Source organism: Streptomyces gilvosporeus (assembly GCF_002082195.1).
GTDB lineage: Bacteria > Actinomycetota > Actinomycetes > Streptomycetales > Streptomycetaceae > Streptomyces > Streptomyces gilvosporeus.
This window is the reverse complement of sequence record NZ_CP020569.1, coordinates 1791519-1817159: the sequence shown is the minus strand read 5'-3', so window position 1 is coordinate 1817159 and position 25641 is coordinate 1791519. Positions and strand designations below refer to the sequence as shown.

The following is a 25641-nucleotide window of genomic DNA, read 5'->3' as shown; positions in this document are numbered from 1 at the left end:
CGCACCCTGGGGAATGCGGTCCCGCCACCGGGCCGGGGGCTGCACACCTACCGAACAACGGGCGATGGGTGGCAGACCATCTGGCGCACCCTGGCGAACCCTGGCGAATGGTCGCAGCCCATGTCACCGGCCGTTACTGTCAACTCAGTCGAGGAACCTGGGGGCTTGACGTGGACAGGCAGCCGAACACCCGTCTCGCGGACCTTTTCGGCCTGGCGGGCTGGTCCAAGGGAGAGCTGGCGAGACTGGTCAACCGGCAGGCGGCGGCCATGGGCCATCCGCAGCTGGCGACCGACACCTCGCGAGTACGCCGCTGGATCGATATGGGGGAGACGCCCCGCGACCCGGTACCCAAGGTCCTGGCTTCCCTGTTCACCGAGCGCCTCGGCCGTGTCGTAACCATCGAGGACCTAGGGTTCGCCAGAACCGGTCGCTCGGGGAAGCGGCAGGCCATGGACGGTCTGCCGTGGGCTCCCGAACGGACCGCTGCGGTCCTCACGGAATTCACGGGAATGGACCTCATGCTCAATCGACGCGGCTTGGTGGGCGCGGGCGCGGCGCTCGCCGCGGGAACCGCCCTCACCGGCGCCATGCACGACTGGCTGCACACCGACCCCGCCCTGACCGCCGAAGCCCCCCGCCACGACGATCCCTTCACCTCCGACGGCCTCGAGCAGATCGGCCTCGACCGTTACGAAGCGGCCCCCGTGGGGTCCCAGGAGATCGATGCGCTGGAGCGCTCGGTCGAAGTCTTCCGCGCCTGGGACGCCAACCGCGGTGGCGGCCTCCAGCGCAAGGCGGTGGTGGGCCAGCTCAACGAGGTGGGCGGCATGCTCGCCTACCGCCATCCCGACCATCTCCAGCGCAGGCTGTGGGGCGTGGCCGCCAACCTCGCGGTGCTGGCCGGCTGGATGTCCCATGACGTGGGCCTGGAGCCCACCGCCCAGAAGTACTTCGTCATCGCCGCGCACGCCGCACGCGAAGGCGGCGACCGCCCCCGGGCCGGCGAGGCGCTCTCCCGCGCCGCCCGCCAGATGGTCCACCTGGGCCGTCCGGACGACGCCCTGGACCTGATGAAGCTGGCCCAGTCCGGCTCCGGCGAGCACACCCTGCCGCGGACCCGCGCCATGCTGCACACCATCGAGGCGTGGGCGCAGGCGGCCAAGGGCAACGGCCAGGCGATGCGCCGTACGCTCGGCGAGGCGGAGGAGCTGTTCGTCTCGGACAAGGGCGATGTGCCGCCGCCCAGTTGGATGCAGATGTTCGACGAGGCGGATCTGCACGGTATGCAGGCGCTGGCCTTCCGTACGCTCGCCGATCACGACCCCTCGGTTGCCAAGATCGCCCAGAGCCATGCCAAACAGGCGCTGCGGCTGCGCAATGCGGGTTTCCAGAGGTCGCAGATCTTCGATTACATCTCGATGGCCTCGGCCTGCTTCCTCGGCGACGACCCCGAACAGGCCGACCGCTACGCACGGCTGGCTCTGGTGTCCATCGGCGAGAACTCCTCCCACCGCACCTGGGACCGGCTGCGGGAGATGTTCCGGCTCACCAACCAGTACACCAACCACGCCAAGATCCAGGACCTGCGCGAGGAGATCCAGCTTGTCCTGCCGAAGGCGAAGACCAGGCGGAAGGGAAGCGGTTCGGAACTCGGCCCGGGACTGGGATCGGCAGGCGGTCTGGGACCCAACTTCGCGGTCTGAGCGGTCCCGGTCCGAGCGAGTGGATGATGCCCCGGGTGTCGATGCCCCGTGTGTCAGTCGCCGATTCTGGCGATCAGCACACAGGCGTCGTCCTCACGCTCGGTGCTGCCGAACTCCTCGACGACGATACGGACGCTGTCCTGGGCACTACGGGCCGCGGCGAACCGTGGTGCCAGCGCCAGTAGCCGCTCGGATCCCTCATGGGTGTCGACGGCGGGCTGACGGCGGGGCACCAGCCCGTCGGTGTGGAGGACGAGCAGATCGCCCGGTTCGAGTTGTTCGGTGCGCTGGGCGTAGCTCGCGCCCGTGGTCGCCCCGAGCAGGACGCCCTCGGGTGGGTCCAGCGCGCGCCCCGTGCCGCCGCGGAACAGCAGCGGCGCGGGGTGCCCGGCCTGGGCCCAGGTCAGTTGCCGGGTCCGGGGGTCGAAGCGGCAGCACACCGCGCTGCCCAGGGCGGGCTGGGCGGTGGAGTCCAGCAGCTGGTTGAGGAAGCCCATCAGCGGTCCCGGCTGCTGGCCGGTGACGGCCATGCCCCGCAGCGCGCCGAGCACCATCGCCATCCCGGAGGTGGCGGTGACGCCGTGCCCGGTCAGATCGCCGACACTCAAAAGGGTGGTGCCGTCCGGGAGTTGGAGGGCGTCGTACCAGTCGCCGCCGATCAGTGCGCGGGTGCCGGAGGGCAGATAGCGGCCGGCGAAGTCGAGGGCGACCGGGCCGCCCTGCGGGAAGCGCAGCGAGTCGCGCCACTGGGGAAGCACGGACTCCTGGAGCTCGACCGCCATCCGGTGCTCGGTCTGCGCGATCTGCCGCTCGCGCTGCAACGAGTCCACGCTCTCGCGTACCGCCGCCTGGCTGCGCCGCAACTCGCTGACATCGCGCAGTACGGCCCACATGCAGGCCGTACTTCCGTCGGCGTCCAGCACCGGCTCGCCCACCATGTGGACCGTGCGCAGGCTGGCGTCCGGGCGCACGATGCGGAATTCGCCGTCGATCGGCTTGCCGTCCACCAGGCAGTCGGTGACCATCGCGGCCAGTCCCTCCTGGTCCTCGGCCAGCACCAGGGACGGCAGCTCGTCGAGGGTCAGCGGCCCGTCGGACGGCCGGCGGCCGAACAACGTGAAGAGCTCGTCGGACCAGCTCACCTCGTCGGTGAGCAGATTCCACTCGGCGCTGCCCACCCGGCGCAGCAGCGAGCCGCGCTCGTGCGGGGCCGGCTCGGGAGGTGCCGCGGGCATGTCGGCAGCCTGCGGCTGCTCCGTCTCGTCCTCGGCCGGCAGCCCCTCTCTCAGCTGGTCGAGATGGCCCCCGAGGTCGTCGAGGTGGTGCACCGCGAGGTCGCACAGGGCCCGCTGCCAGCGCAGCTGCGGGTCCGTGGCGAGGCCGGTGTCCACCGCCGCGGACTCCCGGCGCACCGCGTCCAGGCCGCCGCGCAGGCGGCGGGCCTGCGTGATGAGTGCCTCGACGGTGTCGCGCTCGGGAGACCGGTCGGCTGAGTGATCCGCGAAGAGAGGGGACGGCATGACGTACTCCGTGATCAGGCGGCGCCGGGGCCAGGTCTGACAGCAGGGCCGGTAACGACTGTTGCACAGGCTGCGACGGTCCGTAAGGGATTTGGCATTACCCGATACGGTGGTTCACCTGGCATATGCCACTGGCCTCCTGTGGCAACCCCGGGTCGAATCGGCGGAATGGCAGCTTCCAGGTAGGCTGCGGCCGCCGTCACACTGTCATGCCCGCCGATCCATGGTGGGAACGACGCATACGGCCCGCGGTCACCGGCAAGAATGCCGGTCAGCGGAAATCCCGTTGCCAGCCTGCCCCTCGCCCCGGATGCTGACCTCATGTTCGATCCAGACATAGCGCCCAGCGGGACCCTGCTCGGCCTCCTTCAGCGAGGCCGCGGCGACGGGACCCTGCATGCCCTCGCGGCGCCGCGCGCCGAGGCGCACGCGGCGCTCAATGACAGCGTGCTGCGTGACCCCCGGCGCGACTGGCAGGTCGAGAACCGCTCGCTGTACTACGCCCGCCTCTACATGCAGCTCGACGGCGGACTCGAAGAGATCGAACGGCACCTCTTCCACCCCGACGACCTCGTCGACACCGGCGAGGAGCGCACCGGCCTCGCCCTCGCGGTGCTCGGTCACCTCGCCGCCTACGGCCGCGACGCCGCCCGTCTGCTGCTGCGCAGCTACGCCGCGGCCGGCAGCAACTGGCGCTGGGCCCTCGACGAGCTCGCCCTGCGCGACGACGACGCGGGCCTGATGAGCCTGGCCCCCGCCGTGCTCGCCCGCTTCCCCGACACCGAGGAGGGCCGGGCCGAGCTGGGCGCCGCCGTCCGCGACGCCTTCGAGCCCCGGCCCTGGCGGCTGTGGGCCGAGGACCCCCGCTACGCCCGGCGGCTGGCCGCCGCCGGCGAACAGGGCTCCTTCGACCGCTGGCAGCGCCAGCTGCGGCCCCGTGGGCCGCGCCCCGGCTGGAGCGTCACCGAGGTCCTCCAGTGGGCCCAGCAGGGCCTGGAGCCGGAGCACGAGGAGCACCGCCACCTCGCCGCCGCCCGCTGCCTGGGTGCCGTGGCGGGCCCCGAGGACCGCCCCGAGCTGCTGCGCACCGCGCGCAGCGGGCCGGACGCGGCGCGCGCCGCCGTCCTCCACCACCTCGCCGAACGCGGCGACCGCGACGTTCTCGACCTGATCGAGGAGACGGTCGGCTGCCCGCTGACCACCGATTCCCTGGCCGCCGCCGCGCTCGCCGCCTTCGAGCGGATGCGCAGCGTCGCCGCCGTCGAACGGGCCCGCCTGTGGGCCCGGCGTACGGACCGGCTCGGCGCGTCCGCCGCCGCGATGCTCGCCCGTTGCGGCGCGCAGCGCGACGCCGATCTGGTGCTGGCCGCGCTGCGCCGCACCGTCAGGGAGGAAGGCCCCGACGCGGACGGCCTGTGGGAGCTGGTCGACGGCGTCGGCCGCCTCGGCGTCGCCTGCGCCGCCCCCGTACTGCGCCACATCTACCGGGAGACCTCCTCGTCCCATCTGCGCGGCCGGGCCGCCGGTGCGCTCGCCGCCACCGACCCCGGCTTCGCGGCCGGCTTCGCCGTCGAATGCCTGTGGGACTGCGAGGAGGCCACCCGGGAACTCGCCGCCCGGCACGCCGCCACCGGCGACGACCGGGTCGTCGAGCAGCTGCGCCGCCTCGCCGCCGATCCGGCGGAGGAGGCCGAGGTCCAGACGGCGGTCCGCAGCCGCTTCGGGCCCGAGGCGCAAGGGGTGTAAGGCGCCGGTGTCCGCCCCGTGGACGCCCTCCCGCCTCCGTCACTCCCTCCCGCACGACATCCCCTGTGCCGCCAGCGCATCCCGCAGGATGCCCAGCGCCTTGGGACCCATCCCGTGCAGGCGCCGCAGTTCGGCCTCGCTCGCCCCGGCCAGCTGCGACAGCCGCAGATAGCCGGCCCGCTCCAGGGCCCGGCGCGCCGGGGCGCCGACCTGCGGGGGAATGCCGTCGGAGGGCTCGGTCAGCTCCGCATCGTCGGCCGTCACGGGTCTCCTCACCGGTTCGCTGCGGTGCGGCGCCGGGGGCGCCCGTTCCCGCCTGACATCCGGGCGGACCGGCCGCCCGGTGACGACGGGCGCAGCGCAACGCTCATGGGACGTTTCCCGGCTGGAAAGATCCCCTTGGTCCGGTCCACGCACGGCGCGCCGACAACAGCGGTATGCGTGTCGTCATCGTCACCGAATCCTTCCCGCCCGATGTCAACGGCGTCGCCCGCTGCGCCCTGGAAACCGCCCGGCACCTCGTCCGACGGGGCCATGATCCGCTGGTCGTCGCGCCACTCGGCGGCCATGAGCCGGCCGGTGCGACCGTCGAGAGCCCCTGCCCGGTCGTGCGGGTGCCCTCCGTACCGCTGCCCGGCTATCCGCAGGTCCGTATCGCGCTGCCCGGGCGGCGGCTGGCCGCCGCGCTGGATGCGCACCGGCCGGATGTGGTGCACCTGGCGAGCCCGTTCGTCCTCGGCGCCCGCGCGATGGCGGCCGCGGCCCGGCGGCGGGTGCCCGCCGTCGCCGTCTATCAGACGGACATGGGCCGCTACGCCCGTACGTATCTGGGCGGTGGCGGTGCGACGGCCTGGCGGCGGATCCGGACCGTGCACGGTGCCGCGGCCCGGACCCTGGCGCCGTCCAGCGCGGCCCTGCTGGATCTGACCGAGCACGGCGTGCCCCGGGTCCATCTGTGGCCCCGAGGGGTCGACTCCGCGCGTTTCCACCCCGGGCGGCGCGATGCGGTGCTGCGCAGCTCGCTGGCAGCGGGGCGGGAGCTGCTGGTGGGGTACGTGGGGCGGCTGGCCCCGGAGAAGGACGTCCGGCTGCTGGCCGAGACCTCCCGGCTGCCCGGCGTGCGCACCGTCGTCATCGGCGACGGCCCCAGCGCCTCCGGGCTGCGCGCGGCCCTGCCCGAGGCGCGCTTCCTGGGCCGCCGCACCGGCGATGAACTCGCCCGGATCTATGCCTCCTTGGACGTCTTCGTCCACACCGGGCCGTACGAAACCTTCTGCCAGACCGTGCAGGAGGCGATGGCCTCCGGGGTACCGGTGGTCGCACCGCGCGCCGGCGGGCCGCTGGACCTGGTGGACCACGGCCGTACCGGACTGCTGGTGACACCGGGCGACGGCGGGGCGGTACGGGACGCCGTACGGCTGCTGGGGCGCAGCGCCGAACTGCGCATCCGCTACGGCAGGGCGGCCCGCACAGCCGTCGAGGACCGGACCTGGGAGGCCGTGGGGGACCAGTTGCTGGGCCACTACGAGGCGGTGCTGGCCGGCCGGCCGGCGGTGGCGGCATGAAGGCGCACCGGGAGCGCGCGGCGGGGCTGCGCATCGTACGGGTGGCCAACTTCGTCGCGCCGGCGTCGGGCGGGCTGCGGACCGCGCTGCGCGAACTCGGCGCGGGCTATGCGGCGGCCGGGCACGAGCCGGTCCTGATAGTGCCGGGGGCCGGGCGCGAGACGTCCGACGTGCGCACCGAACAGGGGCGGGTGATCACCCTGCCGGGGCCCGCGGTGCCCGCCACCGGGGGCTATCGCGTCCTGGCCGACCGGCACCGGCTGCGGCGGGTACTGGACGCGCTGGACCCCGACCGGCTGGAGGTCTCCGACCGTACGACGCTGCGCTGGACGGGGGAGTGGGCGCGGCGCGCCCGGGTCCCCGCGGTGATGGTCTCGCACGAGAGCGTCGACGGGGTGCTCAAGACCTGCGGTGTGCCCAAGGCGCTCGCCCGTGCCGCCGCGGACCGGCTCAACTCCCGCACGGCGCACTCCTACAGCCGCATCGTGTGCACCACCGAATGGGCGGCGGCGGAGTTCACCCGGGTCGGGGCGCGCAATGTGGTGCGGGCGCCGCTCGGCGTCGATCTCGTGGCCTGGCACCCGGACTGCCGCAGCGCGGAACTCCGGCGGCGCAGTGCGGGCCGGGCCGCCGTCCTGATGCTGATGTGCTCGCGGCTCTCCCCGGAGAAGCGGCCGGGGCGGGCGCTGGACGCGCTGGCGGAGCTGCGCCGCCGCGGCGTCGATGTGGCCCTGGTGGTCGCCGGTGACGGCCCGCTACGGGCGCGGCTGGAGGCCCGCGCAGGGGCGGAGCGACTGCCCGCCGCCTTCCTCGGGCACCTCGCCGACCGCGCCCACCTCGCCGCCCTCCAGGCGAGCGCCGACGTCGTCCTGGCCCCGGGCCCGGCCGAAACCTTCGGCCTCGCCGCCCTGGAGGCGCTCGCCTGCGGCACCCCCGTCGTCGCCAGCGCCGCCTCCGCCCTGGCCCACCTGGTCGACAGCGGCGGCGACACGGCCCTGGACGACGGCCCCTCCTTCGCCGATGCCGTCCAGCGGGTGCTGGCCCGCCCGGAGGCCGCCCGCCGCGGCGCCGCCCGGCAGCGCGCCGAGGGATACGGCTGGCGGCCCGCCGTCGCGGCCTTCCTGGCCGCGCACGAGGCGCCGGTGCTCCCGGGCATGCCGGTCGCCGTACCCGAGCCGCCGGTGCGCCCACGGAGCGGTCGGTGAACGGAATACGGAGCGAACAGGAGGAGCTTCGCAGTGGGGGTCCCCCCGGACGGAGTCTGGGGGAGATTCCGGCCGGGGCGGTGGCGGGAGACGGGCGGGCGGAGCGGTCCGGATTCGTCGCGCTCGGCGATTCGCTCACCGAGGGGCTGGGCGACCCCCTGCCCGGGGGCGGCTGGCGCGGGTGGGCGGCGCTGCTCGCCGAGTCGCTGGGGGAGCGGCCGGACGGCGTGCCGCTGGTCAACCTGGCGTGCAGCGGGGCGCTGGCGGCCGATGTGGCCGCGCGGCAGCTGCCCGCCGCGCGTCGGCTCGCACCCCGCTATGCGTCGGTGGTCGTCGGCGCGAACGACACCCTGCGGGCCGCCTTCGCCATAGAGCAGGTGGCCGCCGCACTCGATCTGACGCACCGCACGCTCAGCGCCGACGGGGCCGTGGTCCTGACGGCCTGTCTGCCCGACCCGGGGCGGATGCTGGGACTGCCCGCGCCCCTGGCCCGCCCCCTGGCCCGGCGGATGCGCGCGGTGAACACCGTCGTCCACGCGGTCTCCCGCCGCTACGACGGCCTGCATCTCCACCTGGCAGGCCATCACTGGGTCACCGACCGCACCAGCTGGAGCGTGGACCGGCTGCACCCCAGCGAACGCGGACACCGCCTCCTGGCCCGCGGCTTCCACGCCGCCCTGGCCGCCGCCGGCCACCCCGTGGGGCCGCCGCCCCCGCTCGTCCTGGACGGCCGGCCCCCGACCCGTACCGGCTCGGCGTGGTGGATGGCCACCCGCGGCACCCGATGGGTCCTCGCCCGGTGCACGGACCTGCTGCCGGGGCTGCTCGCCCTCGCCGCCCAGGAATGCCGCCACGGCCTGGCCAGTTCCGGCCGCCTCCTGGACGCGACCGCCGACCACGCCACACACGCCGCACTGGCCGCCCTCGCGGACCCGAAGGGGGCGACGGCAACGGCCGGGTGAGCAGCGTCCGGACCGCGGGCGGGGCGGTTCTCGGCCACGCCACGCGCACCCTGCGGCCGCCCTTCCGGATCCGAAAGCCGCTGCGACAATGGCCGGATGACCGGACGCTGGGAGTTCTGGATCGACCGCGGCGGCACGTTCACGGATGTCATCGGCAGACGGCCGGACGGTCGCCTGGTCACGGCCAAGCTGCTCTCGCACCACCCCGAGCGCTACCGGGACGCCGCGGTGGCCGGGATCCGGATGATGCTGGGCCTGGGGCCGGACGAACCGGTGCCCGCCGAGCGGGTGTCCGTCGTCAAGATGGGGACCACCGTCGCCACCAACGCGCTGCTGGAGCGCACCGGCGAGCCGACCGTGCTGCTGATCACCGAGGGCTTCCGGGACGCGCTGCGGATCGCGTACCAGAACCGGCCGCGGATCTTCGACCGGCGGATCGTGCTGCCCGAGGCGCTCTACGACCGGGTGATCGAGGTCCCCGAGCGCATCGGCGCACACGGGGAGACCGTACGGCCGCTGGATGCCGACGCCGTCCGCGCGGCGCTGATCCGGGCCCGGGCGGACGGGCTGCGCAGCGCGGCGGTCGTCCTGCTGCACGGCTACCGCCACGCCGACCACGAGAAGGCCGTCGCCGAGCTGGCCCGGCGGGCGGGGTTCGCGCAGGTCAGCTGCTCGCACGAGGTCAGCCCGCTGATGAAGGTCGTGCCGCGCGGGGACACCACCGTCGTCGACGCCTATCTGTCGCCGATCCTGGGGCGGTACGTGGACGAGATCGCGGCCCAACTGCCGGGCATCCGGCTGATGTTCCTCCAGTCCAACGGAGGGCTGCGGGAGGCCGAGCACTTCCGGGGCAAGGACGCGGTGCTGTCCGGGCCCGCGGGCGGCGTCGTCGGGATGGTGCGCAGCGCCCGGGAGGCGGGGCCCGGCCATGACCGGATCATCGGCTTCGACATGGGCGGGACCTCCACCGATGTGTCGCACTATGCCGGGGAGTTCGAGCGGGTCTTCGGCAACGAGGTAGCGGGCGTACGGATGCGCGCCCCGATGATGAACATCCACACCGTCGCGGCCGGCGGCGGCTCCGTCCTGCACTTCGACGGGCGCCGCTACCGCGTCGGCCCCGACTCGGCCGGCGCCGTCCCGGGACCGGCCTGCTACCGGCGCGGCGGCCCGCTGACCGTCACCGACGCCAATGTGATGCTCGGCCGCATCCAGCCGGACCACTTCCCGGCGGTGTTCGGCCCCGACGGCGACCGGCCGCTGGACGCCGGGACCGTCCGGACCCGGTTCGCGGCGCTGGCCTCCGAGATCGCCGCCGCCACCGGGGACGACCGCGGCCCCGAGGACGTCGCCGCAGGCTTCCTGGACATCGCCGTGCTCAACATGGCCAACGCGGTCAAGAAGATCTCCGTCCAGCGCGGCCACGACATCACCCGCTACACCCTGACCAGCTTCGGCGGCGCGGGCGGCCAGCACGCCTGCGCGGTCGCCGACGCGCTCGGCATCAGCACCGTCCTCGTGCCCCCGCTGGCCGGGGTCCTGTCCGCGTACGGCATCGGGGTCGCCGACGCCACCGCGATGCGCGAACAGGCCGTCGAGGCGGAATTCGGGCGGCCCGGGGCCCTGGAGCGGGTGCACGAGGTGTGCGCGGCGCTCGCCCGGCAGACGCGGCGCGAGCTGCTCGACGACGGGGTGCCGGACTCCTCGGTCACCACGCGCGCCAGGGTGCTGATCCGCTACGCCGGGACCGACTCCACCATCGGCGTCCCCCTGGCCGACGCCGACACCATGGCCGGCGACTTCGTGCGGGCCCACCGCGCCCGCTACGCCTTCACCATGGACAAGCCGCTGGTGGCCGAGGCGGTGTCCGTCGAGGCCCGGGGCGCGGCGGGCGGCGCGGCCGGGCACGAGGTCCGCTTCGCCGAGCGGGCGGGCGAGCTCGCGCCGCCGGCCACCGTACGGATGTATGCGCAGGGGCGCTGGCAGGACACCCCGCTCTACCAGCGCACCGGTCTGCGGCCCGGCGACACCCTCACCGGCCCGGCGATCATCGCCGAGGAGGACGCCACCACCGTCCTCGACCCCGGCTGGCAGGCGGCCGTGGCCGAGCGCGGCCATCTGCTGCTGACGCGGGTACGGGAGCGCGGCGGCCCGGCCGCCGTGGGCACCGGGGCCGACCCCGTGATGCTGGAGGTCTTCAACAGCCTCTTCATGGCCATCGCCGAGCAGATGGGCGTCCGCCTGGAGAACACCGCACACTCCGTCAACATCAAGGAGCGCCTCGACTTCTCCTGCGCGCTCTTCGACGCCGACGGCAACCTGATCGCCAACGCCCCGCACATTCCCGTGCATCTGGGCTCGATGGGGGAGTCGATCAAGGAGGTGCTGCGGCGGCGCGCCGACGACCTGCGGCCCGGCGACGTCTACGCGATCAACGACCCCTACCACGGCGGCACCCACCTCCCCGACGTCACCGTCGTGACGCCCGTCTTCTCAACGGGCGGTGACGAGCTGTTGTTCCTGGTCGCCTCCCGCGGCCACCACGCCGAGATCGGCGGCATCACCCCAGGCTCGATGCCCGCCTTCAGCAGCACCATCCAGGAGGAGGGCGTCCTCTTCGACAACTGGCTCCTGGTGCGCGACGGAGAGCTGCGCGAGCGCGCGACCCGCGAACTGCTCGCCTCCGGCCCGTATCCCTCCCGCGCCCCGGACGCCAACATCGCCGATCTGCGCGCCCAGATCGCCGCCAACGAGAAGGGCATCGAGGAACTGCACAAGATGACCGAGCAGTTCGGCCTGGAGGTCGTACGGGCCTACATGGGGCACGTCCAGGACAACGCCGAGGACGCGGTGCGCCGGATCATCGCGCGGCTGTCGGACGGGAGCTGCCGCTACGAGACCGACAGCGGCGCGCAGATCCATGTCGCGCTGACCGTCGACCGCACCGCCCGCAGCGCCGTCCTGGACTTCGCCGGCACCTCCCCCCAACAGCCCGGCAACGCCAACGCCCCCACCTCGGTGGTGATGGCGGCGGTCCTGTACGTCTTCCGCACCTTGGTCGCCGAGGACATCCCGCTCAACAGCGGCTGCCTCAAGCCCGTCGAGGTCCGTATCCCGCCCGGCTCGATGCTCGCGCCCCGGTTCCCGGCGGCCACGGTGGCGGGCAACGTGGAGACCTCCCAGGCGGTCACCGGCGCCCTGTACGCGGCGCTGGGCATCCAGGCCGAGGGCTCGGGCACCATGAACAACCTCACTTTCGGCAACGACCGGGTGCAGTACTACGAGACCGTGGCCAGCGGCTCCGGGGCGGGCGACGGCTTCGACGGCGCGGACGCCGTACAGACCCATATGACCAACTCCCGGCTCACCGACCCCGAGGTCCTGGAGTGGCGCTACCCCGTCCGCGTCGACGGCTTCACCGTCCGCAACGGCAGCGGCGGCGCCGGACGCTGGCACGGCGGCTGCGGCGCCGAACGCCGCCTGCGCTTCCTGGAGCCGATGACGGTCGCCCTGCTGAGCAACCACCGCAGGGTCCCGCCCTACGGGATGGCGGGCGGCGCCCCGGGCGCGCTGGGCGTCAACGTGGTGGAGCGGGCGGACGGCTCGCACGAGGTGCTGGGGGGCTGCGATACGGCGGAGATGGGGGTGGACGACGTGCTGGTGATCCGTACACCGGGCGGGGGCGGGTACGGGCCACCGGGCGGCACCGTCTAGCCGGTGCAACCGTTGGTCAGCGCATCCGCACGAACCGCACCGGCGTCCCCGGTGCGGCCTGGGCGGCGGGTGCCAGGTGGCGTTCGGGGACCACGCCGACGACCGGATAGCCGCCGGTGGTGGGGTGGTCGTGGAGGAAGAGCACCGGCAGGCCGTTGGGCGGGACCTGGAGGGCGCCCAACGGCATGCCCTCGCTGGGGAGTTCGCCGGTGCGGGCGCGTTCCAGGGGCGGGCCTTCGGTGCGCAGGCCGATGCGGTTGCTCGCCGCGGAGACGCGGAAGCGGCCGGCGGTCAGGGTGCGCAGGCCGGCGTCGGTGAACCAGGTGTCGCGCGGGCCGGGCAGGAAGGGCAGGACGAGCTCCGCCGCCGGGCCGGGGTGCGGGACGGTGTCCACGGCGGCGGGCGGGCCCTGCGGGCGGCCCAGGGGGAGGACCGTACCGTCGGCCAGCGGGGCGGGGCCCAGGCCCGAGAGGAGGTCGGTGGCGCGGCTGCCGAGGACCGGTTCGGCGTCGATGCCGCCGGCGAAGGCGAGGTAGGCGCGCAGGCCGTGGGTGACCGCTCCGGCCTCCAGGACGGCGCCCGGCGGGACGTGGACCGGTGCGCCCCAGGGGGCGGGGCGGCCGTCGACCGTCACCGGGCAGGGGGCGCCGGTGACCGCCACGGTGGTGGCCGTGTGCACCCGTAGGGCGCAGCCCGTCAGCGTGGTCTCCAGGGTGGCGGCCGTTTCGGGGTTGCCGACCAGGCGGTTGGCGAGGCGGTGCGCGGGCGCGTCCAGGGCGCCGGCCCGGGGGACCCCGAGATGGGCGTGGCCGGGCCGGCCCAGGTCCTGCACGGTGGTGAGCGCTCCGGCCCGTACGACCGAGACGGTGCGGTCGGTCATACGACGGGCTCCTGGGGTGCGTGGGGAACTTGGGGGTCCTGGCGGCCCTGGCGGTCCTGGGGAACGAAGCGGACGCGGGTGCCCGGGGCGAGCAGCGCCGCCGGTTCGCGGACCGGGTCCCACAGGACGGTGTCGGTGGTGCCGATGAGCTGCCAGCCACCGGGGGAGGAGCGCGGATAGACGCCGGTGTACGGGCCCGCGAGCGCGACCGCGCCGACCGGGACCCTGGTGCGGGGGGTGGTCCGGCGGGGGACGTGCAGCTGCCGGGGCAGACCGGTCAGATAGCCGAAGCCGGGCGCGAAGCCGCAGAAGGCGACGTGGAAGGCGGTGCCGGCGTGCAGACGGACGACCTCGTCGGGGGTGACGTCCCACAGGGCGGCCACATCGGCGAGATCGGGGCCGTCGTAACGGACGGGGATCGTGACGGTCGGGCGGTCGGCGGCGGCGAGCGGCGGGATGTCCCAGGTGGGCAGCGCGGCGGCGAGGCCGCACGGATCGGCCAGGCCGTCGAGGAAGACCGTGCGGGCGGCGGGCACCATCTCGCCCACCGGTGGCAGCGTGCCGTCGGCGGCGCGCCGCAGCAGCTCGGCGTGCAGCGCCTCGACCTCCTCGGCGCTGTCCAGTTCGATGAGCAGCCCGTGCTCGCCGACGGGCAGCGGCCTCATACCGCGTCCCCGGCGCCGCCCGGCGCAAAGCTGCGGATGTGCACCCCGGCCGCGGTGAGCTCGGCCCGTACCCGCCGGGCGAGGACGGCGGCGCCCGGTGTGTCCCCGTGCAGGCACAGGGAGCGGGCCGTGATCGTGTGCTGCTCCCCGTCGATCGTGGTGACGGTACGGTCGCGAGCCATGCCGAGGGCGCGCTTGACGACCTCGTCCCCGTCGTGGATCACGGCGCCCGGCTCGCGGCGCGGGACCAGGGTGCCCCGGGCGGTGTAGGCGCGATCGGCGAACGCCTCGGTGACGACCGGGAGGCGGGCGTCCCGGGCGGCCCGGTGCAGCTGCGAGCCGGGGAGGCCGAGGACGGGCAGTGCGTCGCCCGCGGCGCGGATGCCGGCGATGACCGCGGTGGCCTGTTCCTCGTCGTGCACACAGCGGTTGTAGAGCGCGCCATGCGGTTTGACATAGCCGACACGGGCCCCGGCGGCGCGGGCGAAGACCTCCAACGCGCCGATCTGGTAGGTGATTTCATCGGCCAGCTCGTCTGGCGGCACCTCCATCGCCCGGCGGCCGAACCCGGCCAGGTCCCGGTAGGAGACCTGGGCGCCGATCACCACGCCGTGCTCGGCGGCCCGGTCGCACACCCGGCGCATCGTCGAGGGATCGCCGGCGTGGAAGCCGCAGGCGACGTTGGCGCTGGTGACGACGGACAGCAGGGCGTCGTCGTCGGTGAGCTGCCAGCGGCCGAAGCCTTCCCCGAGGTCGGCGTTGAGGTCGATGACGGGAGGGGCCGCCGGGTCGGTCATGGCCGGGTCGGTCATGGGTGTCCGTTCCGTGAGGCGCACGTACAGGGGCGGGGTCTCACCGCGGGGTCACGCTAAGGGATCGTTGAACAATCCCACAAGGGGTATGTTGTCTCGTTGTTCCTTCTGGGATTGACTGCGGCTGACGTGACGGCGCAGTGCGGGCGAGAGCGGGGACGGCGATGGCCGGCGGAGTGGCGAAGAACGACCGGCGGCGGCTGGCCGAGGTCAGCGGCCTGGAATCGGACCGGGCCCTGCTCGGGCGCGCCAGCACCGCCGAGCGGGTCGCCGACATCCTGCGCGACCGGATCACCGAGGGCTTCTTCCCGCCCGGGGCGCGGCTGTCGGAGGAGAGCATCGGCGGCGCGCTGGGGGTCTCGCGCAACACCCTGCGCGAGGCGTTCCGGCTGCTCACCCACGAGCGGCTGCTGGAGCACCGGCTCAACCGCGGGGTGTCCGTGCGGGTCGTGACCGTCGAGGACCTGGACGACATCTTCCGGGTGCGCATGATCGTCGAGAGCGCGGCGCTACGGGGCCTGGGGCAGGGGCCCTACGCCCCCGAGGTCGGCGAGGCGATCGAGGCCATCGACGCGGCGGTGCAGGCGGGCGAGGAGGCCGCCGCGGCGCGCGCCTGGGCGGATCTGTCGACCGCCAACCTCCGCTTCCACCAGGCGATCGTCGCCCTGGCGGGCAGTCCGCGCACCGATGAGCTGATGCGCGGGGTGCTGGCCGAACTCCGGCTGGTCTTCCACGTCATGGACGATCCGCAGCGCTTCTACGCCCCGTACCTGGTCCGCAACCGGCAGATCGCGGACACCCTGCTGGCGGGCGACGCCGCCGCGGCCGAGCGGCTGCTGCTGGCCTATCTGGAGGACTCGCGCGGCCAGTTGTCGGGGGCGTACGCCCAGCGCATCAAGGAAGGCTGAGGCGCGCCCGGAGTTCCGCCCGTCCGACCCCTTGTCGGATCGTTGAACAATCGCCTAACGTCCTCGGCATCCTCCTCACCGTCCGTGGGGTCCCTGTACGCGGGAAGGCGGACCCATGATTGTCCTCCTCGGTGTGCTCGTGGTCGTGCTCGGCTTCGCCACCAGACGCAATCCCCTCCTGGTCGTCGCGGTGGCCGGCATCGCCACCGGCCTCCTCGGCGGCCTGTCGCCCGGCAAGGTGCTGGCCGCCTTCGGCACCGGCTTCGTCGGCAGCCGGGCCGTGACCATCTTCGCCATCACCCTCCCGGTCATCGGCCTCCTGGAGCGCTACGGCCTCCAGGAGCAGGCCCGCAACGTCATCGCCCGGTTCGCCGGGCTGACCACCGGACGGTTTCTGACGCTCTATCTGGGCCTGCGGCAGATCGGCGCGGCGGTCGGCCTGACCAACGTCTTCGGCCACGCCCAGACCGTCCGCCCGCTCGCCGTACCGATGGCCGAGGGCGCCGCCGAGCGGTCGTACGGCGGCCTCCCGGAGCGGACCCGGGAGAAGGTCCGGTCGTTCGCCGCCAGCGCGGACAACGTCGGCATGTTCTTCGGCGAGGACGTCTTCCTGGCCGTCGGCTCGATCCTGCTGATCACCGGCTTCGTCAACACCACCTACGGCACTCACCTCGAACCGCTCGACCTGGCGCTGTGGGCGATCCCGACCGCGGTGTGCGCCTTCGTCGTCCACGGCTGGCGACTGCTGCGCCTGGACCGCCACTTGGAGCGCGAGCTGCTGACCGCCAACGCCGCAACCGCCGAAGTGGAGGCCGCCCAGTGATCAAGGCAGAGTGGTTCTACTGGCTGGTCGGGCTCAGCTTCCTGGTGATGGCCGCCCAGATGGTCACCGACCGCAGCAACCCCAAGCGCTTCGGCACCGCCGCCTTCTGGGGCCTGATCGGCGCCGGGTTCATCTACAGCAGCTGGGTCGCCACTGGGCAGGCGCCCGCCGAACCGCTCGGCGCTGCGGTGCTCGTGATGGCCGCTCTGGCCGGTTTCGGCTTCACCGGGCGCGGCACCCCGCGCACCACCACCCCCGAGCAGCGCGCCGCCAGCGCGGCCCGGCTCGGCGACCGGCTCTTCGTCCCCGCGCTGACCATCCCGGTCGTGGCGATGGTCTGCGCGGTCGGCGTCAAACACCTCTCCTTCGGGGGCGAACCCGTCCTCCAGGAGGGCAGCGAGACCATCCTGGGCCTGGGGCTGGGAGCGATCGCCGCCCTGGTCATCGGCATGATCATGCTGCGCGAGAAGCGGATATCGGTGCCCGTGCAGTCCGGGCGCTCCATGCTGGAGGCGATGGGCTGGGCGATGCTGCTGCCGCAGATGCTGGCCACCCTGGGCACCATCTTCCAGGTCGCCGGCGTCGGCACCCAGGTGGGCAAGCTGGCTATGTCCGTGCTGCCCAAGGACTCGCTCTACGTCGCGGTCGTCGTCTACTGCGTGGGCATGTTCCTGTTCACCACCGTCATGGGCAACGCCTTCGCCGCCTTCCCGGTGATGACCGCCGCCGTCGGCTGGCCCGTCCTCATCGGCCACTTCCACGGCAACCCCGCCGCCGTCCTGGCCCTCGGCATGCTCGCCGGATTCTGCGGCACCCTGGTGACCCCGATGGCCGCCAACTTCAACCTCGTCCCGGCGGCACTGCTGGAGCTCAAGGACCGCTACGGGCCCATCAAGGCCCAGCTGCCCACGGCGGGGGTGCTGCTGGGCTGCAATATCGCCCTGATGTCGCTGTTCGCCTTCTGAGCCTTGCGTGGGCAGGCCCGCGCTCTCCGGGACTGCCCACCGACTGCGCAGCGGCTTCGCACCAACCGCCCACCGCCCTCCGACCTGCCGAGGAACCGCCCATGCCCCGGGTACTGCTGACCGGATTCGAGCCCTTCGGCGGCGAGCCGACCAACCCCTCCTGGCGCGCGGTGCGGGCCGCCGCGGCAGAACCGCCGCCGGGGTTCGAGATGTTCGCCGTGGAGCTGCCCTGCGTCTACGGGGGATCGCTGACCGCCCTGCGCGCCGCGGTGGCGGACACCCGCCCGGAGATCGTGGTGTGCGTCGGCCAGGCGGGCGGGCGCCCCGACATCACCGTCGAACGTGTCGCCATCAACGTGGACGATGCGCGTATTCCGGATGTTTCCGGCGCGGAGCCCGTGGACGAGGCGATCGTGCCCGGCGGCCCGGCCGCGTACTTCTCCACCCTGCCGGTCAAGGCATGTGTGGCGGCGGTCCGCGCCGCGGGGCTGCCCGCCTCGGTCTCCAACACCGCGGGCACCTTCGTCTGCAACCACGTCTTCTACGGGCTCGCGCACCTGCTCGCCACCGAACTGCCCGGCGTACGGGGCGGCTTCGTGCACGTCCCGTACGCGCCGGAACAGGTCACCGACCGGGGGCTGCCGTCCCTGCCCGTCGCGTCGGTGGCGCGGGCGCTGCGGGAGATCGCGGTGACGGCCGCCCGCACCACCACGGACCTGCGGGTGGCGGAGGGGGCGACGCACTGACGGCGACGCACTGAGGCCGACGCCCCCTGCCGGCACGTCCCGCGTCGCGCGAGACCGCGCCGTTTCGTCCGTTGTCAGTGGGAGCGCCTACTCTGTGCGACGTGACTTTTCCCGCCTCGGGGGCCGCTGCGCCCCAGCTCAACGGGCCGAACCGGCCCGCCCCGGGCCCGGCCGCCGACGAGGGCCTGGCCCGCCGGCTGCGCGCCCTGGCGTGCACCGCGCCGCTGCACGACCTCGATGCGCGCAAGGCCAACCTCGCGGGGGAGTACGGCGTCTACGCGATGGCGGAGGTGGCGCTCGCCGTCATCGACCTCGTCACGCTGAACATGGACTTCGACACCGGCGCCGATCACGAGGAGATAGTGGCGAAGGTGCTCCCGCGGGTCGCCGCCCAGGCCCCGCGGCGCCCCCAGGCCGAACACGAGCGGGTGGCCCGCTGGGTGCTGGAGAACCTGATCAACGTCGGCAGCGTGGACCGCGGCTTCCGGGCCGTTTACGGCACTTTCACCACCGATGGCGAGTATGTCCGCCGCGATTACGACTTCAAGCTGATCGAGGAGGTCCCCGGGCCCGGCGGCACGGTCTACCTGAGGGCCACCGACGAGGCGGTCAACGTCCTGGTCGGTGCGCTCGACACGGACGTCACCAGCGCCCAGATCGCCGCCGAGGTCAAGCTGGAGGTGCTGATCAACCGCGGCCGGCTGGCCGACGCCCAGCTCGCCGCCGAGCAGGCCCGCTACCGCACCGTCCAGTACGCCGAGACGCTGCGCAAGACCCTGGAGGCGACGCGGCGCAACGTCCGCGCCGTCGACTGGCTCCAGGCCGTACCCGACATGATCGCCGAGGCGCTGGACCACGTCGCGGACCGCTACCGCCACGAGAACGCCATCCTCACCAACATCCGCAAGGCCCGCGACGAGGCCGAGGCCGTCGACCACAAGACCGGGGAGCACAAGCGGCGCGCCGCCGAGCTGGTCGACATCGTCAAGGACTGCATCCGGCGGCACACCCAGCTCCAGTCCCGGCTGCTGGAGGCCGGCCCGCTCTTCCGCGCCGAACAGGACCGGCAGGCGTTCGCCGCCCCCGCCGCCCGCTCCGGCCTGGACCTCTACGGCCAGCTGGTCGCCCCGCTGCTGCCGCTGCCCGCCGAGAGTGCCATCCGCGTCACCGACGCCTTCTTCGCCCGCGGCACGGGGCTGCGCACCCCCTCGGCGGTCCGCGTCGGCGATCTGGTCGAGGTGCTGCTCACCCCGCCCCTGGAACGCGAGCACCTCGGGGCGGAGATGCCCGAGCCCGATCTGGTGGCCACGCCCGACGACAGCCGCTTCAGCGAGGAGCAGCTGGAGGCCGCGATGGAGCTGCTCGACCTGCCCGCCGACGCGCCCCGCAGGCTCTCCGGCCTGCTGGCCGAGGCGCGCCGACGGGATCCCGAACTCCCCTACCTCGTCGCCCTGTTGGCGGTGCACGCGGCCAGCCCGCCGGTCGGTACGGCCTACCGCCAGGGGGAGTCGCAGCTGCTGTTCGCCGTCGACGACGGCACGGAGCTGGCCGACCCCGAGTTCGGCGGCGCCGACCTCATCGTCGGCACGGCCCTGCTGGACGCGGCCGGTATGGCCGCCGACCGCTCGGAGGTGGCCTGATGCCCCCGAGCCCGCCCCTCCGTCCCCGCCGCATACGCCGCCCGCTCGCCCGCCCGGCCGTCCGGACCCCGTACAAGGAGCTTCACCCGTGACCGAGACCCTTGGGTACCCCGCCGCCGACCCGGTGGCCCCCGAGCCCCTGGGTGACACCGCGCCCTGGACCGCCCCCGCGGAGGAGGCGCCGGCCGCCGCCCCCGCGCCGCTGAGCCCGGCCGACGCCGCGGACGCCGCCCGCCTGGTCTCCTTCGGGCTCCAGCCCAAGCTGCTGCCCGCCCGCGACGTCGAGTACGCCGAGCTGCTGCGCCGCTACCGGGACGAGCCCGCCTTCGCCCGCCTCGCCGACGCCGTCGCCACCGGTCTGGGCCTGGTCGTCCTGGAGGTCTCCACCCGCGCCGGGATGGCCGTCACCGCCGCCGAGGACTCCGTCTTCGCCGTACGGATGGGCGACTACGCCCGCCGCGCCACCGCCGACTCCGCCGACCGCTTCCTGCACGGCCTGGCCCATCTGGCCGTCGCCGCGCTGGCCTTCCCCCGCCCCGAGGACCTCGCCGACGACGGCTACATCGGCCGGATCACCGTCAACGGCGTCGACGCCTTCGTCCGGCAGGCCTGCCGCCGCCTGGAGGAGCGCGCCGAGCAGGAGGGCGAGAACACCGACCCGGTCAGCGAGGCGCCCGGCCTGGAGGCCGCCTGGCGGGTCTACGCGCGGCGCAGCGCGACCGGCGCCACCAAGGACGCCCGGCGGCTGGCCGGTTCGACCACCGGCATCATCGCCAAGGCCGTCACCTTCCTCGTCGACTCCGGCTTCCTCCAGCGCACCGGCGACGACGCCGGAGGCGCGTACCGCACCACCGCCCGCTATCAGCTCCAGGTCCGCGACATGGCCGGCAGCGCCGCCATGGCCGAGCTGCTGGAGCTGGGCGTCGTCCCCGTCGCCGACGGGTCCGGCTCCCTGCTGCCCGGCGAGGACACCGACGACCTCGACCTGGTCTCGGAGGCGGGACTGCCCTTCCATTCGGACTGACCCGCCCGCCGCACTCCGTACGGCCCCCGCCCGACCACGCCAGACCACCGACCGACACCACCACGAGAGTCCGCCATGTACGAGCTGTCCCGGGTCCGCCTCTACTCCATCGGGCCCGCCGGTGCGCGCTATGCCGACACCGTGCTGGACCTGCGCGGAGTCGGTGCGCCCGTGCCCCAACCGGCCCCGGCCCAGGCGGACTTCTTCGAGGACGAGCCGGTCGGCCCGCCGCGCCGCCCGGCCCCGGCCGGAGTGCTCTTCCTGGAGAACGGCGGCGGCAAGTCCGTCCTGCTCAAGCTGATCTTCTCGGTGATGCTGCCCGGTCACCGCAACACCCTGGGCGGCGCCAGCTCCGGTGTGCTGCGCAAGTTCCTGCTGGCCGACGACTGCGGGCATGTCGCCCTGGAGTGGCAGCACGTCCTGACCGGCGAGAGCATCGTCGTCGGCAAGGTCAGCGAATGGCGCGGCCGTCAGGTCTCCAACGACCCCCGCAAGTTCGCCGAAGCCTGGTACAGCTTCCGGCCGGGCCCGGGGATGAGCCTGGATTCACTCCCGGTGGCCGAGGCCACCATCGTCCGGCCCCGCCAGGAGGGCGGCGAGGGGATCTCCGGGGCCCAGGGCCGCCGCCGCACGATGAAGGGTTTCCGGGACGTTCTGACCGAGGCCGGGAAGAACTACCCGAACCTGGACGTGGTCTGGGAGGAGGTGCACGAGCGGTGGAACGAACACCTCGGCATGCTGGGCCTGGACCCCGAGCTGTTCCGCTACCAGCGGGAGATGAACGCCGACGAGGGCGAGGCCGCCGGTCTGTTCGCGGTCAAGAACGACTCGGACTTCACCGATCTGCTGCTGCGCGCCGTCACCGACACCCGTGACACCGACGGCCTCGCCGACCTCGTCCACGGTTTCGCGCACAAGCTCGGCCGGCGCGCCGAGCTGACCGCCGAGCGGGACTTCACCGCCGGTTCGCTGGACCTGCTGTCGCGGATCGCCGAGGCCGCCGAACAGCGCGAGCGTGCCCGCGAGGTGCATGCGGGCGCCGAGCGCCGCACCCGTGGCCTGGCCCAGCGGCTGCACGCCCGCGGCACCGAGGAGCGCGGCCGCGCCGCCGAGCTCGCCGAACAGCTCGCCGCCGCGGCCCACCGGGTCACCGACGCCGGACAGACCCGCGACCGCCGCTCCCTGGTCTGCGCCGAACTGGCCTACCGCCACGCCTCCCTGGCGCTGGCCGCCGCCGAGAAGGGCGCCGCCGCCCAGCGCCGTGAGCTCAACGACGCCCGTACGTTGCACAGCGCCTGGCAGGCCGCCGAGATCGCGCTGCGGCACCGCGCCGCCGCCGACCGCTCCGCCCGGGTCGCCGCCGCCATCCGCGAGGCCGAACGGGACGCTGCCCCGGCGCTCGCCGCCCGGGCCACCGCCGCCACCGACCTCGTCCGCGCCCTGCACACCGCCGCCGAGGCCGGTGAGCGGATCGCCAACGAGGAGGAGGAGCGTTCCGCCGCACTCCAGGAGGCCGGCGAAGCGGCGCACCGCGACGCCACGGCCGCCGCCACCACCGCGCAGCGCGCCCGCAGCGAGGCCGACCACCTCCGCCAGCGCCTGGCCGAGGTCGCCGAGGAGACCGCCGAGGCCGTCCGGGCGGGCTGGCTGGACGACTCCGCCCCGGACGCCGATCCGGCCCGCGCCGCCCTGGCCGCCTCCGACGCCGAGAAGACCGCCGTCCAGTCCTGGGACACCGCCCGCGAGGCCGCCCGGCAGGCCACCGACCGCGCCCGGGAGGCGGCCGCCCGGCACTCCGCCGCCGAGCTGGCGGCGGCCCGCGCCGAGGACGCCGCGCAGGCCGCGGAGCGCGCCCACGACGCCGAGCGCCGCGCCGCCGAGTCCCTGGGGTCCGAGCCGCGGCTCGCCGAGCTCCTCGGCCTGCCCGAGGCGCGGTCCGCCGGGCTGCCCGGCCCCCGTACCGCCCCGTCCGCCGCCGGTGAGCCGCTGACCGCCGAGGAACTGGACCGCAGTGCCGAGGCGCTGCGCGAGCTCCTCGACGACGGGGTGGCCGCCGCCGAGCGGCAGCTGTTCGATCTGCGCACGGCCGCCGCCGACGACTCCCGGATCCTGGGCGCGCTGGGCGACGGCGGCCTGCTGCCCCCGGGGCCCGATGTGCTCGCCGCCGTCGAGTACTTGGGCGAGCACGGCATCCCCGCCCTGCCCGGCTGGCGCTATCTGGCCCAGTCCGTCGACCCGGCCGACCACGCCCGGGTGCTCGCCGCCCGCCCCGAGCTGGTCGACGGCGTGATCATCACCGACCCGGACACCCACGCCCGGGCCCGTGAGACGCTCGCCCAGGCCGCCCTGCTGCCCCGTTCCGCGGTCGCCGTCGGCACCGCCGCCGCGCTGCTCGCGCCCGCCCCCGCCCCCGACGGCCGGGACACCGGCGTCTTCCTGGTCCCGCCGAACCCGGCGATGCACGACGAGTCCGCGGCCGACGAGGAACGGCAGACCCTGCGCGCCCGCGCCGTCGCCCGCGACGAGGAGATCCGCGCGCTCGCCGCCCGCCTCGCCGGCGACCGCGCCCTGGCCGCCCGGCTCGGCTCGTGGCGTACGGGCTGCCCGCAGGGCCGCCTCGCCGAGCTGGCCGCCGCCGCGGAGCAGACCCGTACGGCCGCCGACGCGGCCGCCGCCGAGCTGACCGAGGCCCGTACGGTCCGCGCCGAGGCCGACGAGGCCGCCGCCGAGGCGACGGGGGTGCGCGACGAGCGCCAGGAGGCCGCCCAGCGCGCCCGCCGGGCCGCCGATCTGCTGGCCGGGCTCGCCCACCGGCTGCGCGAGCGCGCCACCTGGCAGTCCCGGCTGCGCGAACTGGCCGATGAGACGGCCGAGTTCGAGGCCCGCGCCGAGGAGTGCGTGGACCGCGCCCGCGCCGCCGACGAGGACCGCCGCGCCGCCCAGCGCGCCGCCGACGACGCCCGCCGCACCGCCCGCGCGCTGCGCGCCGAGCGGTCCGAGATCGCCGGCGTACCGGACGACCTGGGCGAGGCCCCCGAGGCCCCGAGCGCCTCGCTGCCCGCGCTGCGCGAGGCGTACCGCGCCGCCTCCCAGCTCTACGAGAAGGTCGGCGTCGGCGCCGATCTGCGTGCCGAACAGGCCCGTGCGGAGGGCGACGAGTCCGCCGCGCTGGCCGAGCTGAACCGCCTCACCAACAAGGTCCGCACCCGCGCCGAGGCCCTGCTGGAGAGCCCGGACGCCGCCGACGGACCGTCCCGGCAGGCCGCCGCGGCCCGCGCGGAGTCGATGGTGCAGATGCTGGAGTCGCGCGCCTCGGCCGCCAGCGAGCAGCTCGGCCGGCTGCGCGGCGACGCCGAGCGGCTGGCGCCCACCGACGGCGAGGCGCACACCGAGCTGCCCGCGGAGCTGGTCCCGGCGGACGCCGACCGCGCCAAGGAGCTGCTGCGCGAGGCCAACGCCGAACTGGCCACCGCCACCGAGGCGCTGGAGGCCGCCCGCGCCCGCCACGAAGAGCTGCTGCGCGGCCACCGCGCCGCCGAGGACGCGGCGAGCGGCTTCGACGAGACCGCGGCCCTGCTGCGCGATCTGCTGCGCGACCACCAGGACGCCGAGGACGCCGCGGAGGAGCGGCCCGAGCCGTACGCCGGCAGCCTGGCCGAGGCCCGGCAGGCCGCCGCCGAGTCCCGCCGTTCGCTGCGCGGCTGCGCCGCCGACCTCTCGGCCGCCGAGTCCGCGGTCCGCGAGGCCTCCGACATCCTCGTCCGGCACGCCAACTCCACCCGTTACGAACAGGTCCGCACCCCCGCCCGCCAGCAGATCCGGGAACTGCCGGCGGCGGCCCTGCCGGACCACGCCGCCAAGTGGGCCCAGGCGTTCGCGCCCCGGCTGCGGGTGCTCACCGACGAGCTGGCCCAGCTGGAGCGCAACCGCGACTCCATCGTGGACCGGCTGCGCGGCCTGGTGGAGTCCTCGCTGACCACGCTGCGCTCCGCCCAGCGGCTGTCCCGGCTGCCCGAGGGCCTGGGGGAGTGGTCGGGGCAGGAATTCCTGCGGATCCGCTTCGAGGACCCCGATCAGGCCACGCTCACCGAGCGGCTGGGCGAGGTCATCGACGAGGCGACCCGTTCGGCGGTCAAGAAGAACAGCGATCTGCGGCGGGACGGGATGTCCCTGCTGCTGCGCGGGGTCGGCGCGGCGCTGCTGCCCCGCGGGGTGGCCGTGGAGATCCTCAAGCCGGATGCGGTGCTGCGCGCCGAGCGGGTGCCGGTCGGGCAGATGGGCGATGTGTTCTCCGGCGGGCAGCTGCTGACCGCCGCGATCGCCCTGTACTGCACGATGGCCGCGCTGCGCAGCAACGACCGGGGACGCGACAAGCAGCGGCACGCCGGCACGCTGTTCCTCGACAACCCCATCGGCCGCGCCAACGCCACGTATCTGCTGGAGCTCCAGCGCGCCGTCGCCGATGCGCTCGGCGTCCAGCTGCTCTACACCACCGGACTGTTCGACACCACCGCGCTCGCGGAGTTCCCGCTGGTCATCAGGTTGCGCAATGACGCGGACCTGCGGGCCGGGCTGAAGTACATCAGCGTCGAGGAGCATCTGCGGCCGGGGCTGCCGCAGCAGGATCCGGGCGGCGAGGCGGTGCACGGGCAGATCACGGCGACGCGGATGTACCGCCGCCCCGACGAGGCGCCGCAGGTGCCGGCCCAGCAGGAGACGGGACCGGAGGACACCACCGCGGACGGCACGGAGGGCTGACG

18 protein-coding genes are annotated in these 25641 nt (G+C 74.5%); 13 read left to right on the top strand and 5 right to left on the bottom strand.

The genetic code is table 11. From position 1 onward, the window contains the following. Positions 1-170 precede the first annotated feature (170 nt). Entirely contained in the window at positions 171-1706 is a 1536-nt protein-coding gene (locus B1H19_RS07930) for a DNA-binding protein NsdB (RefSeq protein WP_083103913.1), read from the top strand. A 53-nt stretch (positions 1707-1759) separates the two neighbouring features. On the opposite strand, the gene B1H19_RS07925 is transcribed toward B1H19_RS07930, so the two are convergent. Further along, positions 1760-3226, bottom strand: coding sequence for a PP2C family protein-serine/threonine phosphatase (locus B1H19_RS07925; RefSeq protein ID WP_083103912.1), 1467 nt, complete (start codon positions 3224-3226; stop codon positions 1760-1762). 321 nt (positions 3227-3547) lie between these two features. On the opposite strand from B1H19_RS07925, the gene B1H19_RS07920 reads away from it, so the two are divergent. Then, positions 3548-4972, top strand: a complete 1425-nt coding sequence (locus tag B1H19_RS07920) for a hypothetical protein (RefSeq protein WP_083103911.1) — start codon at positions 3548-3550, stop codon at positions 4970-4972. 39 nt (positions 4973-5011) lie between these two features. Here B1H19_RS07920 and B1H19_RS07915 read toward each other — a convergent pair whose 3' ends face one another. Continuing rightward, positions 5012-5236, bottom strand: coding sequence for a helix-hairpin-helix domain-containing protein (locus tag B1H19_RS07915; RefSeq protein ID WP_237289203.1), 225 nt, complete (start codon positions 5234-5236; stop codon positions 5012-5014). Positions 5237-5409: 173 nt separating this feature from the next. On the opposite strand from B1H19_RS07915, the gene B1H19_RS07910 reads away from it, so the two are divergent. The 4 genes from B1H19_RS07910 (at position 5410) to B1H19_RS07895 (ending at position 12418) form a co-directional block, all read left to right on the top strand. Continuing rightward, entirely contained in the window at positions 5410-6537 is a 1128-nt protein-coding gene (locus B1H19_RS07910) for a glycosyltransferase family 4 protein (protein WP_083103910.1), read from the top strand. Then, a complete protein-coding gene (locus tag B1H19_RS07905) occupies positions 6534-7742 on the top strand; it encodes a glycosyltransferase (RefSeq protein WP_083103909.1) in 1209 nt (402 codons plus the stop codon). The genes B1H19_RS07910 and B1H19_RS07905 overlap by 4 nt, the downstream gene beginning before the upstream one ends. 65 nt (positions 7743-7807) lie before the next feature. Then, the gene (locus B1H19_RS07900) at positions 7808-8704 is read left to right on the top strand and encodes an SGNH/GDSL hydrolase family protein (protein ID WP_418361509.1); all 897 of its coding nucleotides are present in this window, start codon (positions 7808-7810) and stop codon (positions 8702-8704) included. A gap of 96 nt (positions 8705-8800) precedes the next feature. Then, positions 8801-12418, top strand: coding sequence for a hydantoinase B/oxoprolinase family protein (locus B1H19_RS07895; protein ID WP_083103907.1), 3618 nt, complete (start codon positions 8801-8803; stop codon positions 12416-12418). 16 nt (positions 12419-12434) lie between these two features. Here B1H19_RS07895 and B1H19_RS07890 read toward each other — a convergent pair whose 3' ends face one another. From B1H19_RS07890 to B1H19_RS07880, 3 genes are read right to left on the bottom strand one after another with little or no spacing between them, the layout of a single operon-like run. Further along, positions 12435-13298, bottom strand: a complete 864-nt coding sequence (locus B1H19_RS07890; protein ID WP_083103906.1) for a 5-oxoprolinase subunit C family protein — start codon at positions 13296-13298, stop codon at positions 12435-12437. Then, the gene (pxpB, locus tag B1H19_RS07885) at positions 13295-13963 is read right to left on the bottom strand and encodes a 5-oxoprolinase subunit PxpB (protein ID WP_083103905.1); all 669 of its coding nucleotides are present in this window, start codon (positions 13961-13963) and stop codon (positions 13295-13297) included. The genes B1H19_RS07890 and pxpB overlap by 4 nt, the downstream gene beginning before the upstream one ends. After that, a complete protein-coding gene (locus tag B1H19_RS07880; protein ID WP_083109482.1) occupies positions 13960-14760 on the bottom strand; it encodes a LamB/YcsF family protein in 801 nt (266 codons plus the stop codon). The genes pxpB and B1H19_RS07880 overlap by 4 nt, the downstream gene beginning before the upstream one ends. A gap of 179 nt (positions 14761-14939) precedes the next feature. Between B1H19_RS07880 and B1H19_RS07875 the strand changes: the two genes are divergently transcribed. The 7 genes from B1H19_RS07875 (at position 14940) to B1H19_RS07845 (ending at position 25639) form a co-directional block, all read left to right on the top strand. Further along, positions 14940-15683 carry a GntR family transcriptional regulator gene (locus tag B1H19_RS07875; RefSeq protein WP_083103904.1) on the top strand — a complete coding sequence of 248 codons (744 nt, stop codon included), beginning with the start codon at positions 14940-14942 and terminating at the stop codon, positions 15681-15683. A gap of 115 nt (positions 15684-15798) precedes the next feature. Further along, positions 15799-16506 (top strand): DUF969 domain-containing protein, encoded by a 708-nt coding sequence (locus B1H19_RS07870; RefSeq protein WP_083103903.1) that lies wholly within the window; start codon positions 15799-15801, stop codon positions 16504-16506. Then, positions 16503-17471 (top strand): DUF979 domain-containing protein, encoded by a 969-nt coding sequence (locus B1H19_RS07865; RefSeq protein WP_083103902.1) that lies wholly within the window; start codon positions 16503-16505, stop codon positions 17469-17471. Before B1H19_RS07870 ends, B1H19_RS07865 begins: the two co-directional genes overlap by 4 nt. A gap of 101 nt (positions 17472-17572) precedes the next feature. Then, complete coding sequence (pcp, locus tag B1H19_RS07860; protein WP_083103901.1) at positions 17573-18217, top strand: pyroglutamyl-peptidase I; 645 nt, start codon at positions 17573-17575, stop codon at positions 18215-18217. Between the two features lie 101 nt (positions 18218-18318). After that, positions 18319-19857, top strand: coding sequence for a hypothetical protein (locus tag B1H19_RS07855; protein WP_083103900.1), 1539 nt, complete (start codon positions 18319-18321; stop codon positions 19855-19857). A 139-nt stretch (positions 19858-19996) separates the two neighbouring features. Continuing rightward, complete coding sequence (locus B1H19_RS07850) at positions 19997-20881, top strand: hypothetical protein (protein WP_203237330.1); 885 nt, start codon at positions 19997-19999, stop codon at positions 20879-20881. Positions 20882-20956: 75 nt separating this feature from the next. After that, complete coding sequence (locus B1H19_RS07845; protein ID WP_083103899.1) at positions 20957-25639, top strand: coiled-coil domain-containing protein; 4683 nt, start codon at positions 20957-20959, stop codon at positions 25637-25639. Positions 25640-25641 lie beyond the last annotated feature (2 nt).

Coding starts and splice junctions, on each gene's coding strand:
- B1H19_RS07845 (WP_083103899.1), top strand. CDS start 20,957: ATGTACGAGCTGTCCCGGGTCCGCCTCTACTCCATCGGGCCCGCCGGT.
- B1H19_RS07920 (WP_083103911.1), top strand. CDS start 3,548: ATGTTCGATCCAGACATAGCGCCCAGCGGGACCCTGCTCGGCCTCCTT.
- B1H19_RS07910 (WP_083103910.1), top strand. CDS start 5,410: ATGCGTGTCGTCATCGTCACCGAATCCTTCCCGCCCGATGTCAACGGC.
- pxpB (WP_083103905.1), bottom strand. CDS start 13,963: ATGAGGCCGCTGCCCGTCGGCGAGCACGGGCTGCTCATCGAACTGGAC.
- B1H19_RS07895 (WP_083103907.1), top strand. CDS start 8,801: ATGACCGGACGCTGGGAGTTCTGGATCGACCGCGGCGGCACGTTCACG.
- B1H19_RS07880 (WP_083109482.1), bottom strand. CDS start 14,760: ATGACCGACCCGGCGGCCCCTCCCGTCATCGACCTCAACGCCGACCTC.
- B1H19_RS07925 (WP_083103912.1), bottom strand. CDS start 3,226: ATGCCGTCCCCTCTCTTCGCGGATCACTCAGCCGACCGGTCTCCCGAG.
- B1H19_RS07905 (WP_083103909.1), top strand. CDS start 6,534: ATGAAGGCGCACCGGGAGCGCGCGGCGGGGCTGCGCATCGTACGGGTG.
- B1H19_RS07890 (WP_083103906.1), bottom strand. CDS start 13,298: ATGACCGACCGCACCGTCTCGGTCGTACGGGCCGGAGCGCTCACCACC.
- B1H19_RS07870 (WP_083103903.1), top strand. CDS start 15,799: ATGATTGTCCTCCTCGGTGTGCTCGTGGTCGTGCTCGGCTTCGCCACC.
- pcp (WP_083103901.1), top strand. CDS start 17,573: ATGCCCCGGGTACTGCTGACCGGATTCGAGCCCTTCGGCGGCGAGCCG.
- B1H19_RS07875 (WP_083103904.1), top strand. CDS start 14,940: ATGGCCGGCGGAGTGGCGAAGAACGACCGGCGGCGGCTGGCCGAGGTC.